Origin of the sequence: Paraplanobispora siamensis (assembly GCF_016863175.1) — a bacterium.
Lineage (GTDB): Bacteria > Actinomycetota > Actinomycetes > Streptosporangiales > Streptosporangiaceae > Planobispora > Planobispora siamensis.
On sequence record NZ_BOOJ01000101.1, the window covers coordinates 1 to 15,694 of the forward strand.

16 protein-coding genes and 2 tRNA genes are annotated in these 15,694 nt (G+C 72.9%); 7 read left to right on the forward strand and 11 right to left on the reverse strand.

The annotated features are described in order from the left end of the window. On the reverse strand, nucleotides 1-201 hold a 201-nt coding region (locus tag Psi01_RS41875; protein WP_204069771.1), incomplete at its 3' end, for a hypothetical protein. Nucleotides 202-424: 223 nt separating this feature from the next. Here Psi01_RS41875 and Psi01_RS41880 point away from each other — a divergent pair. Genes Psi01_RS41880 through Psi01_RS41900 form a run of 5 tightly spaced genes read left to right on the forward strand, consistent with a single transcriptional unit; the run spans nucleotide 425 to nucleotide 5,387 of the window. Beyond that, nucleotides 425-1,969 carry an ABC transporter substrate-binding protein gene (locus Psi01_RS41880; protein ID WP_204069772.1) on the forward strand — a complete coding sequence of 515 codons (1,545 nt, stop codon included), beginning with the start codon at nucleotides 425-427 and terminating at the stop codon, nucleotides 1,967-1,969. Further along, nucleotides 1,966-2,943, forward strand: a complete 978-nt coding sequence (locus tag Psi01_RS41885; protein WP_204069773.1) for an ABC transporter permease — start codon at nucleotides 1,966-1,968, stop codon at nucleotides 2,941-2,943. The genes Psi01_RS41880 and Psi01_RS41885 overlap by 4 nt, the downstream gene beginning before the upstream one ends. Further along, nucleotides 2,943-3,824: an ABC transporter permease gene (locus Psi01_RS41890; RefSeq protein WP_204069774.1), complete on the forward strand. Its 882-nt coding sequence runs from the start codon at nucleotides 2,943-2,945 to the stop codon at nucleotides 3,822-3,824. The genes Psi01_RS41885 and Psi01_RS41890 overlap by 1 nt, the downstream gene beginning before the upstream one ends. Next, nucleotides 3,821-4,711, forward strand: coding sequence for an ABC transporter ATP-binding protein (locus tag Psi01_RS41895; protein WP_204069775.1), 891 nt, complete (start codon nucleotides 3,821-3,823; stop codon nucleotides 4,709-4,711). Before Psi01_RS41890 ends, Psi01_RS41895 begins: the two co-directional genes overlap by 4 nt. Continuing rightward, nucleotides 4,704-5,387: an ABC transporter ATP-binding protein gene (locus tag Psi01_RS41900; protein WP_204069776.1), complete on the forward strand. Its 684-nt coding sequence runs from the start codon at nucleotides 4,704-4,706 to the stop codon at nucleotides 5,385-5,387. Before Psi01_RS41895 ends, Psi01_RS41900 begins: the two co-directional genes overlap by 8 nt. Before the next feature lie 11 nt (nucleotides 5,388-5,398). Here the strand turns inward: Psi01_RS41900 and Psi01_RS41905 are convergent. The 9 genes from Psi01_RS41905 to Psi01_RS41945 form a co-directional block, all read right to left on the reverse strand. Continuing rightward, nucleotides 5,399-5,471: transfer RNA gene (locus Psi01_RS41905), tRNA-Arg, on the reverse strand. Between the two features lie 85 nt (nucleotides 5,472-5,556). Further along, a tRNA-Met gene (locus Psi01_RS41910) sits at nucleotides 5,557-5,629 on the reverse strand. Nucleotides 5,630-5,834: 205 nt separating this feature from the next. Continuing rightward, nucleotides 5,835-6,362: a GNAT family N-acetyltransferase gene (locus Psi01_RS41915; RefSeq protein WP_204069777.1), complete on the reverse strand. Its 528-nt coding sequence runs from the start codon at nucleotides 6,360-6,362 to the stop codon at nucleotides 5,835-5,837. Between the two features lie 66 nt (nucleotides 6,363-6,428). Continuing rightward, the gene (locus Psi01_RS44355; protein ID WP_204069778.1) at nucleotides 6,429-8,141 is read right to left on the reverse strand and encodes a helix-turn-helix domain-containing protein; all 1,713 of its coding nucleotides are present in this window, start codon (nucleotides 8,139-8,141) and stop codon (nucleotides 6,429-6,431) included. 62 nt (nucleotides 8,142-8,203) lie between these two features. Further along, the gene (locus Psi01_RS41925; protein WP_204069779.1) at nucleotides 8,204-8,977 is read right to left on the reverse strand and encodes an alpha/beta fold hydrolase; all 774 of its coding nucleotides are present in this window, start codon (nucleotides 8,975-8,977) and stop codon (nucleotides 8,204-8,206) included. Between the two features lie 13 nt (nucleotides 8,978-8,990). Further along, complete coding sequence (locus Psi01_RS41930) at nucleotides 8,991-10,286, reverse strand: FAD-binding oxidoreductase (RefSeq protein ID WP_204069785.1); 1,296 nt, start codon at nucleotides 10,284-10,286, stop codon at nucleotides 8,991-8,993. Between the two features lie 205 nt (nucleotides 10,287-10,491). After that, nucleotides 10,492-11,046 carry a cellulose binding domain-containing protein gene (locus Psi01_RS41935; protein WP_204069780.1) on the reverse strand — a complete coding sequence of 185 codons (555 nt, stop codon included), beginning with the start codon at nucleotides 11,044-11,046 and terminating at the stop codon, nucleotides 10,492-10,494. A gap of 92 nt (nucleotides 11,047-11,138) precedes the next feature. Continuing rightward, on the reverse strand, nucleotides 11,139-12,158 hold the full coding sequence (locus Psi01_RS41940; protein WP_239128434.1) for a lytic polysaccharide monooxygenase auxiliary activity family 9 protein: 1,020 nt from the start codon (nucleotides 12,156-12,158) through the stop codon (nucleotides 11,139-11,141). Between the two features lie 253 nt (nucleotides 12,159-12,411). Beyond that, a complete protein-coding gene (locus Psi01_RS41945; RefSeq protein ID WP_204069782.1) occupies nucleotides 12,412-13,446 on the reverse strand; it encodes an ROK family transcriptional regulator in 1,035 nt (344 codons plus the stop codon). A gap of 45 nt (nucleotides 13,447-13,491) precedes the next feature. Between Psi01_RS41945 and Psi01_RS41950 the strand changes: the two genes are divergently transcribed. Then, nucleotides 13,492-14,667, forward strand: a complete 1,176-nt coding sequence (locus Psi01_RS41950) for an MFS transporter (protein WP_204069783.1) — start codon at nucleotides 13,492-13,494, stop codon at nucleotides 14,665-14,667. Between the two features lie 13 nt (nucleotides 14,668-14,680). Here the strand turns inward: Psi01_RS41950 and Psi01_RS41955 are convergent, their stop codons facing one another. Beyond that, nucleotides 14,681-15,073, reverse strand: a complete 393-nt coding sequence (locus Psi01_RS41955; RefSeq protein WP_204069784.1) for an SRPBCC family protein — start codon at nucleotides 15,071-15,073, stop codon at nucleotides 14,681-14,683. 113 nt (nucleotides 15,074-15,186) lie between these two features. Between Psi01_RS41955 and Psi01_RS44680 the strand changes: the two genes are divergently transcribed. Next, nucleotides 15,187-15,663 carry a ferredoxin reductase domain-containing protein gene (locus Psi01_RS44680; RefSeq protein ID WP_373872552.1) on the forward strand — a complete coding sequence of 159 codons (477 nt, stop codon included), beginning with the start codon at nucleotides 15,187-15,189 and terminating at the stop codon, nucleotides 15,661-15,663. Nucleotides 15,664-15,694: the final 31 nt, after the last annotated feature.

Here is a 15,694-nt window from a genome sequence, read left to right on the forward strand (position 1 = left end):
GGCCGCGCTGAGCGGACCGCCTCCGGCCCGGACGAGTTCGGCCTCGCCTGTCGCCGCGACCACGGGAGCCGTGATCCGAGCGCGTGCGGGAGGACCGGCCGTGTCATCCGACACGGTCACGACGGCGAAGGCGCCGAGTGCCAGGGCGGCGCCGGCACCGAGGACCTTGCCGGCGGCTGTGTGGCGATGTCGACGAGGCACGTGTTATCGCTCCTCCCGGTGGTACGGCCGGTCGCGATCGGTTACAGGGGGATACGCGCGGCTCACGGGTGAGGTTCGATGCCGAGGCCGGATCCGGGCCGGCGCCCTCCTGCTTCCCGTCCCCTCACGCATGCGCCTGCCGGCCGTACGCAATGACTGGTGCGCATTCGAGTTACTTGCAATTTATTTGCAATAGCAAGTCACAGGCTCTACGGTCGCCTCCATGAGGCGCAGATCCGTACTGATCGGGGTGATCGCTCTCGTGCTGGCCGGATGCTCGGCCCCCTCGCAGCCCGCGACGCCCCGCGGTGCACAGGACACGGTGGTGCTGGGGTTGGGCTCGGAGCCCGACTCGCTCAGCCCGGTGCTCGGCTATACCCCGGACGGCGGCTCGCTGATCTTCGACGGGCTGGTCCGCCGCACCCCGGACCTGAAGCTGGAACCCGCGCTGGCCGAGGCGCTGCCGGAGGCGGAGGGCACCACGGTGACGTTCACATTGCGCCGGGGCGTCACCTTCCACGACGGCAGGCCGCTGACCGCCGCCGACGTGGCCCACACCTACAACCAGGTGCTCGACCCGGCCAACAACTCACCGATCCAGGGCGACTACGCGGCCATCGAGCGGGTCGAGGCGCCGGACGCGCGGACGGCGGTCTTCCATCTGAGGTACGCCTACGCGCCGATCCTGCAGCGGGCCACGCTCGGCATCGTTCCCGACAAGTCCGATCCGAAGGCCGATCCGGTCGGCACCGGCCCGTTCGCCTTCGTCTCCTGGACGAAGGGCGACAAGGTCACTCTCAAGGCCAACGAGCGCTACTGGGACGGCGCCCCGGCGGTGAAGAACCTGGTCCTCGCCTACACCGCCGACGACAACGCCCGCGCGACGCGGATGGCCGCCGGGGAGTTCACCGCGACCGAACTGCCCCCCAAGGCGACGGCCCGGTTCAGGAACCGGTCCGGGCTGACCGTGTACGAGGCGCCGAGCGCGGACTACCGCGGCGTCGTGTTCCCGCTGGACCAGCCGGTAACCGGCGACCTGGCGATCCGCAGGGCGCTCGACCTGGCCGTCGACCGCGGGGCGATGGTCTCGGTGATCCTGGCGGGCTCCGGGCAGGCGGCATTCGGGCCGATCCCGCCGGGCACCGACTGGCACAACCCCGCCGTCCAGGGCTCGGCGGCACCGGACCGGGCCGGGGCCGTACGGGTGCTGGAGGAGGCCGGATGGAAGGCGGGCGCCGACGGCGTCCGGGTCAAGGACGGCACGACCGCGACGTTCACGCTGATGTATCCGGCGGGTGACTCGCTGCGCAAGGAACTGGCGCTGGCGGTGGCCTCCGACGCCAAGCGGATCGGCATCGACGTCCGGCTGGCCGGGCTGGACTGGGACGCGATCGAGCCGCGCATGGCGAAGGACGCGCTGATCATGGGCTGGGGCACCCCGTTCGACCCCGACTACATCAACTACGAGCTCTTCCACTCCTCCTTCGCCGGCGAGGGCTTCTTCAACCCGGGCCGCTACGACGACCCCGAGGTGGACAAGCTGCTGGAACAGGGACGGCGGAGCACCGACCCGGCGGTGCGCAAGAAGGCCTATGACGAGGTGCAGCAGCGCATCCGCGACGACGCGGTCTGGTTGTACCTGGTCTACCTCAAACACAACTACGTCGTACGGGGTGACTGGAGCGGCCTGAGCGTGGGAGTGGAGCCGCACGCCCACGCCACCGGCGGCCTGCTGGGCACCGTGGCCGGCTGGAAGCCCGCTTCATGACCTGGGTACGGATCGTCGCCTGGCGGGCGGTGATGGCGGCGCCGTTGCTGCTGGCGGTGACGTTCGCGATGTTCGCCCTGGCCAAGGCCTCGCCGTTCGACCCGGTACGGCAGTATCTGGGCGACCGGGCGATGACCACCGGCCCGGAGATCGCGGCCCGGATCCGCGCCAACTGGGGCCTGGACCGGCCGCTGGTCGAGCAGTACGTCACCTGGCTGGGCAATCTGGTCACCGGTGACCTCGGGGAGTCGCGGTCGTTGCGGCTGCCGGTCACCCAGGTGATCGGCGAGCGGCTCGGCTGGACGCTGCTGGTGGTGGGCTGCGCACTGGCGCTGATGCTGGTGATCGGTCTGGTGGGCGGCACTCTGGCGGCCTGGCGCCGGGACTCGTGGCCGGACCGCCTGATCACCGGTACGGCGTTCGCCGTCGAGGCCGCGCCGGTCTTCTGGGTCGGGCTGCTGGCGATCTGGGTGTTCGCGGTCAAGCTCGGCTGGCTGCCCGCGGGCGGGCTGACCGACGCCGCCTCGGCCACGGTGACACTGCCCGACCTGCTGCGCCATCTGGTGCTGCCGGTGGTGGTGCTGGCGTTCTCGCAGTCGTCGTGGCTGCTGCTGTTCGTCCGTGAATCGGTCGTCGGCGTGCTGCGGGAGGACTTCGTACTCGGGGCGCGGGCCAGGGGCCTGCGTTCCCGGACCGCTCTGGTACGGCACGCGCTGCGCTCGGCGCTGCTGCCGTTCATCACGATCATGGGGGCGCGGGTGCCCGAACTGGTGACGGGGGCGATCCTGGTGGAGGCGGTGTTCTCCTGGCCGGGGGTCGCGGGCACGACGATCAAGGCGGCGCTGGCCGTGGACTTCCCGCTGCTGGCCGCGCTCACCCTGCTGGCCACGGTCGCGGTGGTGCTGGGCAATCTGCTGGCCGATCTGGCCTACACCGTGGCCGATCCCCGGGTGCGCGTGCTGGGGGTGGGCTGATGGCCGCGCCGAAGACGCGGTGGCGGGCACGGCCGGAGACGTCCGGCCGGGTCACGGGATGGCCCGCCCGCCGTCACAGGCTCGCCCTGGGCACCCTCGCCGTGCTGGTCGCGGCGGTGGTGCTGGTGCCGCTGTTCGCCCGGCTCGACCAGCAGCTGGTGGATCTGCCCTCGTCCGGGCTGGCGCCGTCGTGGGCGCATCCGTTCGGCACCGACGAGGTCGGCCGTGACGTGCTGCTGCGCTCGATCTACGGGCTGCGCGTCTCGCTCCTGGTCGGGCTGACCGCGGCGGTGGCCGGCGTGCTGATCGGCGGGCTGGTCGGGCTGGCGGCGGGTACGGCCGGCGGGGGCGTCGACCGGCTGCTGATGCGGATCGTGGACGGCTTCAACGCGCTGCCGCACCTGTTGTTCGGCATCTTCATCGTGGCGCTGTTCTCCCCCAGCGCGATCGCGGTGATCGTGTCGGTGGCAGTCACGCACTGGACCACCGCCGCCCGGATCGTCCGCTCCGAGGTGCTGTCGCTGCGCGGCCGCCCCTTCGTGGACGCCGCGATCTCCGGCGGCTCGTCGAGAGCGCGCATCGTCCGTCGCCATTTCCTGCCGAACCTGGCACCGCACCTGCTGCTGGCCGCCGTGCTGATGATCCCGCACGCGATCTGGCACGAGACCGCCCTCAGCTTCCTCGGCCTGGGCCTGCCCGCCCACCTCGCCTCGCTCGGCAACATGATCAACGACGGCCAGCGCTCCCTGCTGGCAGGTGACTGGTGGTCCAGCCTCTTCCCCGGCCTGCTGATCCTGCTGCCCACCCTGGCGATCTCCGCCCTCGCCCAGCACCTGCGCGACCGGAGCAGTCCACGCCACCGATCGGAGTCGGCCCTGTGAAGCTGCGTGTCGAGGGCCTGTCGGTCCGCTTCCGGCTGCCCGGCGCGGTCGTGCACGCCGTCACCGACGCCCGGTTCGAGCTGCGCGAGGGCCACTGCCTGGCGCTGGTCGGCGAGTCCGGCTGTGGCAAGTCGGTGATGGCCCACGCCCTGCTCGGCCTGCTGCCCGCCAACGCCACCGTGACCGGCCACGCCTGGCTGGACTCCCTGGACCTGGTCGCCGCCGGCGAGCGGACGCTGGCCCGCGAGGTGCGCGGCCGCCGCATCGGCCTGGTCCCGCAGAGCCCCGCCGCCCATCTCACTCCGGTCCGTACGGCGCGCGCCCAGCTGGCCGAGGCGCTGCGCGAACTCGGCCGTCCCGAGACCCCCGACGAGCTGGCCCGGCGGGCCGGTCTGCGCCCCGGCGACCTCGACCGCTATCCGCACCAGCTGTCCGGCGGCATGGCCCAGCGCGTCGCCAACGCCCTGGCCCTGGCCGGGGACCCGCCGTTAATCCTGGCCGACGAGCCCACCACCGGCCTGGACCGCCCGCTGGTCGAGGCGACCATGGCCGAGCTGCGCCGCCTGTGCGACGAGGGCAGGGCGGTCCTGCTCATCACCCACGACCTGCGCGCCGCCGAACAGATCGCCGACGACGTCGCGGTCATGTACGCCAGCCGCATCGTCGAACTCACCGAGGCCCGGACCTTCTTCACCGCCCCACGTCACCCCTACGCCGCCGGGCTCCTGGACGCGCTGCCCACGCGGGCCTTCACCCCGGTCCCCGGGCAGCCGCCCGAGCTGACCCGCCTGCCCGGCGGCTGCGCCTTCCAGCCGCGCTGCCCGCGCGCCACCGCCCTGTGCGACGAGCAGCCCGTCCTGAACGGAGTGGCCTGCCACCATGCTTGAAGCCACTGACATCACCGTCACCTTCGGGCGGCACCGTGTGCTGGACCGGGCGGCCGTCACCGTCAGCCCCGGCGAGGTCGTGGGACTGGCCGGGCCGAGCGGCTGCGGCAAGTCCACCCTGGCCCGGGTCCTCGCCCTGCTCCTGCGCCCCTCCGGCGGCCGGGTGGTCCTCGACGGGCAGCCGGTCCACCGCTGGCGGCACCGGGCGCCCCGGCGCACCGCCGTCGGCCTGATCTTCCAGCAGCCCCGCCTGGCCGTGGACCCCCGCTTCACCCTGCTCGACGTCATCACCGAACCGCTGCGCGCCAACCGCCGCCCCCTGACCCGCGCCCACGAGCTGGCCGAGGAACTGGGCCTGACCCCCGAGCTGCACTCCCGCCGGCCCCACGAGGTCTCCGACGGCCAGCTCCAGCGCGCGTGCGTGGCCCGCGCGCTCGCACTCGAACCCCGCTATCTGATCTGCGACGAGATGACCACGATGCTGGACGCCTCCACGCAGGCGCACCTGGTGGCCAGGATCGAGGCCTACCGGGAGCGCACCGGCGCCGGCGTCCTCGCCGTCAGCCACGACATCGAGCTCCTGGAGCGCTGGTCGGGAGGGAACGTACGCGAACTCGCGCCGACGCTGCCGATCAAGGAGGCCGCTCCCGCGACCGGGGAGCGGTCTTCTGCCTGATGTCTCATCGGTGCCCTCGGCTGGATTCGAACCAGCGTCCTCCTGCTCCGCAAGCAGGCGCGCTCTCCTCTGCGCCACGAGGGCCGGAGTCCCGGAGAAAATCCCGGGAATTCTCCGGAGAAGACTCCGGGGGAGTCTTCGGGGAAATACGGGAAAAGGAACCGGGCCGTGGCGGGTGTGGGAATCGAACCCACCTGGAGCGGCTTATGAAACCGCCGGGCACGCCAGCGCCCCCACCCGCCGGGAATGCGAAAAGCCGCCCCGGGAACATGTCCGGGACGGCTCGCATGGGACGTCGCCAATCGTCACATGCGAGCCTGCCCGGGCATGCTCATTCGGCGTCGAGTTCGCATTCTTCGTCCTTCCATCGGTATTCCGTGAACCGATCGTGTCGCGCCGGGGCGCCCCGGCGCAACACGTTTTCCGGTGGCGTTCCCGGAGCGCGGGTCAGCCGATCAGCTCGCCCTCCAGCATGGTCATGAGAATCATGTCGTGCCATTTCCCGTCACGGCGGAACGCGTCGCGGCGCCTGCCGTCGCGGGAGAAGCCGACCTTCTCGTAGACCCGGATCGCCGCCTCGTTCTCGGCGACGACCCACAGTTCGATCGAGTGCAGCCGCATCCTGTCGAAGCCGTAGCGGCAGATCTCCCGGGTGGCGTCGGTGCCGTAGCCCTTGCCCCAGCAGTCCTTCTCGCCGATGTAGATGTCGAGCTCGGCGCTGCCGATCTCGGGTTCGGCGTCGCCCAGCCGGACGATCCCGATCAGCCGTCCCTCGTCGAGGGTCTCGATCCCGAGGAGCACGTTGTCGTAGGAATTGCGGTTGCGGTCCTCGCACCGCTCGGTGATCTGGGCCAGGGATTCCGGATAGCCCTCGCTCATCCAGCGCACGACCTCCGGATCGTTGTTCCAGCGCCACAGCGTCTCGGCTTCGGACGGCTCCATGGCACGCAGCCGTACGAGTTTCCCAGTGAGCATTCAAGCGCTCCGATCGGTAGCGGCCGGTAAATAGGATCAGTTCCTAGCAGCTGCCGTTTTCGCGGTTCAACCGGTTAATCCGGGTGTCCGGCCGAGCCGGTGCAGGCGCAGGGCCAGGCGGGTCTCCAGCGCGCGGCCGGGGCCGTCCCAGCCGGGGCCGAGGAGTTCGGTGACGCGGCGCAGGCGCTTGTACAGGGTGTTGGGGTGGATGTGCAGCGCCGCGCAGGTGCCGGCGTGGTGGCGGAAACGGTCCAGGTAGGTCTCGGCCGTCGCCGTCAGGTCCTCGGATCTGCGGTGGGCGAGCAGCGGGCCGACCGTGGCCGTGACGAAGCGTTCCAGCTCGCCCGGCCCGGCCTGGCGGAGCAGTACGCGGTAGACGCCCAGCTCGTCGGGGAGCGCGCAGCCGCTCCGGCCGAGTGCCCGCAGCAGCGCCACGCAGCCCACGGCCTCTTCGTAGGCCCGCCGTACCCCTGCCGGACCGCCGCCCGCACGGTCGCCGTCGCCCGCGTACCTGTCCGCGTGCCCGCCGCCTTCCGCGTGCCCGCCGCCTTCCGCGCGCCCGACGGCGGGTGCGACGGCCGCGGCCGGGATGCCGGGGGCGAGGGTGAGCAGACGGGCGCGGACGGCCGCGGCGTCGCGCGCGGGCAGCAGCACCACCGAGTGGCCGTCGTGCTCGGCCGCCCAGCCGCCGTCGCGGCACAGGCGCTCGGCCACGTCCGGAGCGGGAGGGGACAGGACCGCGACGCAACCGGTGTGGTCCAGGTCCACTCCGGCCAGCGCGGCCCTGCGCCGGGCCGTCGCCTCGTCCAGCCGCCCGCCGAACAGGGCCGCGGCCAACTCGCCCCGGGTCCGCCGTTCGGCCTCGGCCACGGCCCGTTCGGTGGCGATGGCCAGCGCCAGCACGGTCGCGCCCGTCTCCACCAGGTGGGCGGGGAGGTCGGCGCCGCCGACCACCAACTCGCCGACCGGCTCCTCGCCCACGAGCACCGGCACGGCCCGCCCATGCGAAGACGTCGGTACGGCGCGCCCACGCGGGGCCGAAGACACGGCCTGTCCATGCGGAGACGACTGTACGGTCCTCCCGGCGTGCCGGGCCGCGGGCAGGAAGACGACCTCGGCTCCCAGGGCGTCCGCCAGCGCCGTGACGATCTCGGCCGGACCGCCGCCGCCCGTGGCGATGCGGACCAGGCGCCCGTGCAGGTCCACCGACCGGCTCAGCGCGTCGGTGGCCCGCTGGTAGCGCTCGAGCAGCCGGGCGTTGTGGATGGCCACCGCCGCGTGCGCGGCCAGGGACGACAGCAGCACCACCTCGCGGTCGGTGAACGGCCGCGGCCCCCGGGAGGCGGCGAACAGCACTCCGATCGCCCGCCCGGCCACCCGCAGCGGCACCCCGATGATCCCGCCGAGCCGCTCGCCGACCGCCGCCGCGTCGATCGCGCGCGCGTGCTCGAGCCCGCCGTCGGTCAGGTAGTCGGCGCTCCACCGCGGCTCGCCGGTCTGCATGATCAGCCCGCCCAGGCCGACGCCCTCGGGCACCTCGATGCCGTCCAGGGCGTTGCCGAGGGTGCCCTCGGAGACCTCGATGCGGAGCATCCCGTCGGCGCGGGCCAGCATGATGTAGGCCACGTCCACGCCGAGCAGCCGCCTGGTCTCCACCGCCACCCTGCGCAGCACCTCGTCGGGCGCGTGGATGGAGGTCAGGCGGCTGCCGAGGTCGTTGAGCACGGCCAGCTCGGCCGCGGAAGGCACCGGGTCGCTCACCCCGCCAAGGTCGCTCACCCCGCCAAGGTAACCGGCCCCGCCTCCGGCCACGGCAGACGCGATCGGGCCACCGCGACCGGTCACCTGGCGAAGGCCACCAGTTCCTCGCTCAGCCGTCCGGGCTGGTCGGCCGTGACCACGTGGCCGCAGTCGTCGATCACCGTCGCGGTGGCCTTCGGGCTGAGATCGGCCGCGGCGGCGGCGTGTTCGCACGGCCAGAACTGGCTGTCGCGTCCGGCCAGGAAGAGGATGGGCACATCCGCCCGCGCCACCACGTCGCGCCAGTCCTGGAAGGCGTGGTCGCGCAGGAGGGGCCGGGTCTCCGGGCCGGGGCCGGGGGCGGCCGCGACCAGTGCGGCCACCTCCTCGGTGTAGGGCGGGTTGCCCCGGCCGGTGGCGGGGATCCCGTGGTCGAAGAAGGTGCCGGCGTTCTGCGGGGTCAGGCCGTAGAAGCCGTGGACCCAGTCGTCGGTGTTGATCATCTTGGGGGTCTGGTCCACGCTGACGACGCCGCGTACCCGGCCGGTGCCGAACAGGTCGATGTACGCCCAGATCACGTTGGCGCCCATGGAGGCCCCGACCAGCAGCGCATCCCGTACGTCCAGCGTGTCGAGGAACTCCGCCAGGTCGGCGCCGTGGCGGGCCATCCGCTGGCCGTACGCCGGGTTGTCGGACTCGCCGTGCGAGCGCCGGTCGAAGGCCAGCACCCGCTGGCCCGCCGCGACCAGCGCGCTCTGCTGCGGGGCCCAGCCCGCGGCGGGCGCGCCGTACCCGTGCACGAGCACCGTGACGGGCCCGGAGCCCTCGTCGAGATAGTGCAGTCCCACTCCGTCGCCGCTGGTGATCCTCGGCATGCCGGCGTCCTCCTTAGATGATCTTTCCGGGGTTGAAGATTCCGGCCGGGTCCAGGGCCGACTTGATCGCGCGGTGCAGCGCCAGCACGTCCTCGCCCACCTCGGCGTGCATGCCCCGCTTCTTCAGCAGGCCCACGCCGTGCTCGCCGGTGACGGTGCCGCCCAGGGCGATCGCGTCGTCGAGGATCGCCTCGAACACCCGCTGCGCCCGCGTGCGCGCCTCGTCGTCCCCGGCCGGGACGACGATCAGCGGGTGCAGGTTGCCGTCGCCCGCGTGGGCGATGTTGGCGATGTGCACGCCGTGCGTCTCCGCGTGCCGCTCGATGCGGGCGAGCATCTCCGGCACCAGCCCGCGCGGCACGCACACGTCCTCGGTCAGTACCGGTCCGAGCCGTTCCAGCGCGGGGTAGGCGAGCCTGCGGGCGGAGAACAGCGCCTCGGCCTCCTCGGCGTCGGTCGAGCGGGTGCTCCACACGGCGCCCGCCGCGTCGAAGCACCCCTGCAGCGCGGCCGCCTCCAGCTCGTCGCCGGTGTCGATCCGGCCGAGCAGCAGGACGTCGCCGAGGTCGGTCAGGCCCATGTTCCTCCAGTCGTCCACCGCGCGCAGGCAGTAGCGGTCGACCAGCTCCAGCGCGCTCGGCGTGATTCCGGCCGCCGCCGTGGCCGCGACCGCCCTGCCCGCCCCGACCAGCGAGTCGAACGCGCCCACGATCGTCCTCGGCGTTTCCCGCGGCAGCCGCAGCAGGCGCACGGTGATCTCCGTGATGACGCCCAGCGTGCCCTCGGACCCGACGAACAGCCCGGCCAGGTCGTAGCCGGCCACGCCCTTCCTGGTCCGGCGGCCGAGCCTGACCAGCTCGCCGGTGCCGGTGACCACCTGCAGGCCGAGCACGTAGTCGCGGGTCACGCCGTACTTCACGCAGCAGACGCCGCCGGCGTTGGTGGCCGCGTTGCCGCCGATCGTGGACCACGGCGAGCTGGCCGGGTCGGGCGGGTACCACAGGCCGTGCCCGGCCACCGCCGCCCGCAGGCTGTCGTTGACCACGCCGGGCTGTACGACGGCGAGCTGCTCGTCCCGGTCGATCTCCAGAATGCGGTCCATGCCGTCGAGGGCCAGCAGCACGCAGCCGTCCACGGCGTTCGCGCCGCCGGACAGGCCCGTGCCCGCGCCGCGCGGCACGACCGGCACCCGGTCTTCGCCGCAGACCGCCACGACCGCGCGCACCTGCTCGGCGCTCTCGGGCCTGACCAGGGCGACGGCCCTGCCCTCCGGCGCCCAGGCGGCCTGGTCGCGGGAGTGGGCGGCCATGACGTCGGGATCGAGGACGATCCGGCTCGCAGGCAGGGCGGCGGACAGAGCTTCGATGAAGCGCACGGGCAGCACGGTAACAATCCGCCCGCGCCCGGTGTGAGGTGGAGGTCCTCCACCTTTTCCAGGTCCCGGGGTGGGAGGTGCCCACCCTCTTCGAGGAGGGTACGGCGGGCCTGAGGGGGTACGGCGGGCGCGGGCGGGGTCAGCCGCAGGTGATGTCGGTGAAGGCCGGCGGCGCGGTGGCGGCGCCGACGAACCCGATGCCGGAGACGGTGGCGCCGGGGGCCAGGACGGGGTCGGCGGCCGGGGCGTGGATCATGGCGATCGGGCCGCTCTGCATGTGCGTGCCCTTCCACGCCTGGGTGATGGTCGCGCCCTGGGGGAGCAGCCACTGGATGTACCAGTCGCGCATCGGGGTGCCGGTCCGGTTGCTGATCGTCGCGGTGCCCCGGTAACCGCCCGGCCAGGACTCGACGAGGGTCAGCGTGGCCGTACATCCGGCGGACGCGATCGTGGAGTGCGGGGAGGCCGCGGGGGAGGACCCGGAAGGGAGAGCGGGGGAGGTCTCAGGAGGGAGCGCGGGAGAGGTCCCCGAAGGCGCGGCGGGGGAGGCCTCGGGGAGGAGGGCGGAGGAGGGCCCGTGCCCGGCGGCGTGCGGCGTCGGCGGGGTCTCGCCGAGACAGGCCGCCGCGACCAGGGCCACCGCGGCGACCAGGGACGCGGCGCCCAGCAGCGTCGTGGTCCTGCCCTGCGGCACGGCGGGCCCTCCTCGGGGAAGGGGGCCCGGTCCCGGCGGACCGGGCCCCTGCGGATCGTCGGTGACCGGTAGGGATCAGTGGCCGGTACGGATCAGGGACTGGTGCAGGTCAGCGTGGGAGAGCCGCTGGTCCCGTTGGCGGTGAAGCCGAAGGTGGTGGAGCCGCGTGCGGGGATGCTCCGGTTCCAGTCGGCGTTCTTGGCTGTGACGGTGGATCCGGAGACCGTATGGGTGCCGTTCCACAGGCTGTTGATGGAGCTGCCGCTGTTGAGCGCCCACTTCACGGTCCAGCCGTTGATGCCGGAGGATCCGGGGTTGCTCACGGTGACCTCACCCTGGAAGCCGCCCGTCCAGGAGCTGACGGTCCGGTAGGCGGCGGTGCAGGAACCCGGCTCGCCGGTGGGCGTGACGGTCGGGGTCACGGTGGGCGTGGCGGTCGGGGTCGAGCCCGGACGGCCGACGCCGGTCACCTCGCCGTTGCCGCCGTCGAAGACGACGTCGGAGCAGTTGTAGAAGGTCTCGGCGCTGTCGGAGCGCTTCCACACCGAGTAGATGATGTGGCGGCCGGACTTGCCCGAGGGCAGGGTGGCGTTCCAGTAGTAGTGGGCGTCGTTGGTGCCGGGCGAGCCGACGCTCTGCGGGTGGTCGGCGGTGTGGAAGGGCTGTTCCTCAAGGTCGTCCCAGGTGAGCGGCCGGTTGGGGTTCCAGCCGTCCTTGGTGACGTAGAGGTAGAACCAGCCCGGGTGGGCGGCCCACTTGTTGTACCGGAACTGGATCTGCGCCCCGGCGGTCAGGTGGGTCCTCGGCCAGTCGGCGTGCGCGAGGTCGTACCCGCTGAAGTTGGGGTTTCCGCCGCTGCACAGCTGCCCGTCGGGGATGAAGCCCCGGGTCCGTCCGGCGCCGTCGGAGCGCAGCACGCTGAACCAGTTGTAGAGGGAGTTGGCCCCGCTCTGGGCCACGGCGGCCGAGCAGGCGGGGTTGATGGGCACGATGTTCCCCTGCGGGCTGAGCCCGTCCTGCCAGCAGAAGAAGGTCCGGCTGCCGGGCACCATCATGGCGCCGTGAGCCGAGGCCGTGCCCGGGAGGAGGACGACCGCGGTGATTGCCGACAAGACGGCGGCCGCACAGGCGACAGCGATTCTTCGCCAATTGCGCACGGGAATGACCGACCTTTCGAAAATGACGGATTATCGATCGGATGCAGCGAAGCGCTCACGCGAATCGGACTGTAGGCCGGTGTCCCTGAGGGAGTAAACCGAAGATCGCGCCGCCGGGCGCGGCGGAGACGACAATCCGCAGCTCAGAAAGGAACGGCGGGAACGGGGGCGGATGAAAGATTCATATGGGGCCCGCCGGAGAGGACCGTTATCCGGAAACGCCGCCGAACACGTCCCGGTGCGCGATGGACAGGGCGGTGAACAGCGCGCCGCGCAGAATCGCGTTGCCCTCCACCGTGCTCGGCCGCACCTGGACCGGGACGGGGGAGAGGGCGGCCAGATGCTCGGCGGTCCGCGACGCCAGCGCGTCGCCGCCGGAGTGGCCGGTCCCCCCGCCGAGGACGACCAGGCCCGGGTCCAGGACCGCGACCAGGGTGAAGGAGATCTCGGCGAGCAGGGCCGCGAGGGCGTCCGGGTCCAGGGCGCGGGCGGCCTCGCTCGTCACCATGTCGCAGATCGCCGTGCCGCCCGGCCGCAGGAACCCGATCTCGCCCGCGCCGCCGGAGACGCCGCGCCGCAGCCGCCCGCCGAGGGTGACCGCCGCGCCGACCCCGTCGTCCAGCCAGAGCAGGACGAAGTCCTCGCGTCCCAGGGCGGATCCGGCGCGGTGCTCGGCGACGGCGGCGAGGTTGACCTCGTTCTCCAGGATGACCGGGGCGTCGATCCGGTGGCGCAGGGTCTGGAGCAGGTTGGGCTTCCATCCGGGCACGCCGTTGTCGGCCACCAGATCCCCGGCGTTGGGGTCCACCAGGCCGGGAGCGCCCAGGACGACGGCGTGCATGCTCCTGGACCCGGCCGCCTCGGCGACCGTGGCGACGATGAGCTCGGCCAGGTCGTCGCCGCGCCGCAGGGGCCGTACGGCCGAGCCGACGGTCCGGCCGGTGATGTCGGCGACGGTGACGTTGACGGCGGAGCGGCGCACGTCGATCCCGGCCACGTGGGCGCGGTCGGCGACGATGCCGTACAGGCGGGCGTTGGGGCCCCGGCGGTCCTCCCCGCTCTCCCCGGCGACCTCGATCAGCCCGTTGACCCGCAACCGCTCGATCAGGTCGGACACGGTGGGGCGGGACAGGCCGGTCAGCGCCCGTAGCTGGGGGGCGGTCAGCGGGCCGCGCTCCAGCAGCAGGTCGAGCGCCAGGCGATCGTTGATCGCCCGGGCCATCTGCGGAGTCGCGGTCTTCATCTGTCCTCTTTTCATCAGGAAGCCTGCCTGTTAATTTTTAGCATCATGCGTACCGATCTTCAACGCGCCAGGATCGCCGTCGCGGCCGTCTTCGCGGTGCACGGAGCCGTCTCCGGGAGCATGGCGACCCGTATCCCATGGCTCCAGGATCACCTCGACCTGAGCCCCGCCATGCTGGGCTTCGCCCTGTTCTGTCCGGCTCTGGGAGCTTTCGTCGCCATGCCGATGGCGGCCCGCCTGGTCCACCGGTACGGCGGACGCCGGGCCACCCGGGTCCTGCTCGCCCTGTGGTGCTCGGTGCTGGCGCTGCCCTCGCTGGCCCCCGGGTTCGCCGGGCTGTGTGCGATCTTCCTGCTGTACGGCGCCGCCGCGGGCATGTGCGACGTCACCATGAACGCCCAGGGGGTGATCGTCGAGCGAGGGCTGAAGCGCTCCATCATGTCCAGTCTGCACGGGATGTGGAGCGTGGGAGGCCTCGCCGCCGCCGGGGTCGGGACGGCCGCCGCCCAGGCGGGGATCGACGCGCGGCTCCACCACGGGGTGGCGGCGCTGGTGCTGCTCGCCTTCGGCGCCGTGGTGAGCCGTACGCTCCTCGACACCCGGCCGGAGCCCGGGGAGAAGGCGCCGCCCCGGTTCACCGTGCCGTCACGGGCGATCCTCATGATCGGCGTCGTCGGTTTCTGCGCGACCTTCGCCGAGGGCGCCAGCCAGAACTGGGCCGCCGTCTACGTCAAGGACGTCACCGGCGGCGGCGACGGCGTCGCGGCCGCCGCCTACGCCCTGTTCGCCATGTCCATGGCGGTCACCAGGCTCTCCGGCGACATGATCGTCCGCAGGCTCGGGCCGGTCACGGCCGCCCGGCTCAGCGGCCTGCTCGCAACGGCCGGCGCCGCCCTGGTGGCCGTCGGCCGGACCCCGGCCCTGGCGATCGCGGGATTCGTCCTGATCGGCCTGGGCGTCGCGGTGGTCGTCCCGCTGGCCTTCGCGGCCGGGGGCAACGCCACCGCGGACCCCGGCCAGGGGGTGGCGGGAATCGCCACGTTCACCTACCTGTCCAGCCTCCTGGCCCCGGCGGCCACCGGCTGGATCGCCCACGCGACCTCGCTGCCCGCCACCTTCGGGATGATCGCGGTCATCACCCTGACCGGCGGCCTGCTCGCCGCGGCGCTGCGGCCCCGCACCGCTCCGCGGGAGGCCGTCCCGGAACCCGCGGGCTCCTGACCGGCCCGCCGCGTCAGGCGCGCACCTGCTCCGCGAGCCGTTCGAGGCTCTTGTCCAGGGCGTGGTCGATCTGCTCGGCGGGCGGGGCGTGCTCCTCGTCGAAGAAGGACAGGTGCACGGTCACCTCGCTCGCCTGGTCGCTGATGGTCGTGACCTGCAGCCATCCCGCGTAGCGGTCGTCGTCCCGGGTGCCCCACTCCATGCGGAGCTGGTCGCGCTGGGCGCGGAACAGCCCGCGCTCGTCCTTGCCGGTGGCGTCCTCGTGCACGGTCACCGCGGGCAGGTCCTCGGATCGCACGTGCAGATCCCGCGGGAGCCAGCTGTCGAGCCGGTCCACGTCGCTCGCCCGGTCGAAGACCAGGTCGGGCGGGGCGGTCATGGTGCGGGAACGCTGGTATTCGCTCATCGGATCCTCACTTCTCGATTGGGAGCCTGCGCCGGGACGTACCCCGCCCGCGCCCCTCCATCCCCCGCCCGTCCCGTGGTACGGCGACGCCCCGGAACGCCTACCGTGAAGTGATGCGCCTGAGCGAGCTGGGGCTGGTGGAGGCAAGGCGAGGGCGGGGCGGCGGGATGCGCCTCACCGAGGCGGGGCGCCGCGCTTCGGTCGGCGGCATCGTGCGCCGGCCGGAGGGCGCCGGGGACACCGCGATGCTCCAGCACCTGGCCCTCGCCGGCTCCACCTCCCGGGTCCCGGTGCCGCACGCCGACCGTTCCGAGGCCGACCACGCGCTCCGCCGGGACATGGAGTGCCTCGCCGAGGCGCTGCCCGGGGCCGAGCGGATCTTCTGGTACGAGGAGAACGGGTGCGGCTGCGCCCGCACCGGCCGGATGGACCTGTCCGGCGTCGAGATCCCGGAGGGCGCGGTGGCCTACCTGTGCGGCCCGCTGCCGTTCATGCGCGGCGTGCGCGCCCAGCCCATCGCGGCGGGCGTGGCGGCGCGCGACGTGCGCTACGAGGTGTTCGGCCCCGACCTGTGGCTGGGCGCGGCCTGAGGCCGGCGAGGGACCAAGGTCCCTTCCGGGA

Excerpts from the sequence above, each read along its gene's own strand:
- Psi01_RS41925 (WP_204069779.1), bottom strand. The coding sequence starts at position 8,977 with ATGCCGAGGATCACCAGCGGCGACGGAGTGGGACTGCACTATCTCGAC.
- Psi01_RS41890 (WP_204069774.1), top strand. The coding sequence starts at position 2,943 with ATGGCCGCGCCGAAGACGCGGTGGCGGGCACGGCCGGAGACGTCCGGC.
- Psi01_RS41950 (WP_204069783.1), top strand. The coding sequence starts at position 13,492 with ATGCGTACCGATCTTCAACGCGCCAGGATCGCCGTCGCGGCCGTCTTC.
- Psi01_RS41945 (WP_204069782.1), bottom strand. The coding sequence starts at position 13,446 with ATGAAGACCGCGACTCCGCAGATGGCCCGGGCGATCAACGATCGCCTG.
- Psi01_RS41885 (WP_204069773.1), top strand. The coding sequence starts at position 1,966 with ATGACCTGGGTACGGATCGTCGCCTGGCGGGCGGTGATGGCGGCGCCG.
- Psi01_RS41880 (WP_204069772.1), top strand. The coding sequence starts at position 425 with ATGAGGCGCAGATCCGTACTGATCGGGGTGATCGCTCTCGTGCTGGCC.
- Psi01_RS44680 (WP_373872552.1), top strand. The coding sequence starts at position 15,187 with ATGCGCCTGAGCGAGCTGGGGCTGGTGGAGGCAAGGCGAGGGCGGGGC.
- Psi01_RS41915 (WP_204069777.1), bottom strand. The coding sequence starts at position 6,362 with ATGCTCACTGGGAAACTCGTACGGCTGCGTGCCATGGAGCCGTCCGAA.
- Psi01_RS41900 (WP_204069776.1), top strand. The coding sequence starts at position 4,704 with ATGCTTGAAGCCACTGACATCACCGTCACCTTCGGGCGGCACCGTGTG.
- Psi01_RS41930 (WP_204069785.1), bottom strand. The coding sequence starts at position 10,286 with ATGGCCGCCCACTCCCGCGACCAGGCCGCCTGGGCGCCGGAGGGCAGG.
- Psi01_RS41955 (WP_204069784.1), bottom strand. The coding sequence starts at position 15,073 with ATGAGCGAATACCAGCGTTCCCGCACCATGACCGCCCCGCCCGACCTG.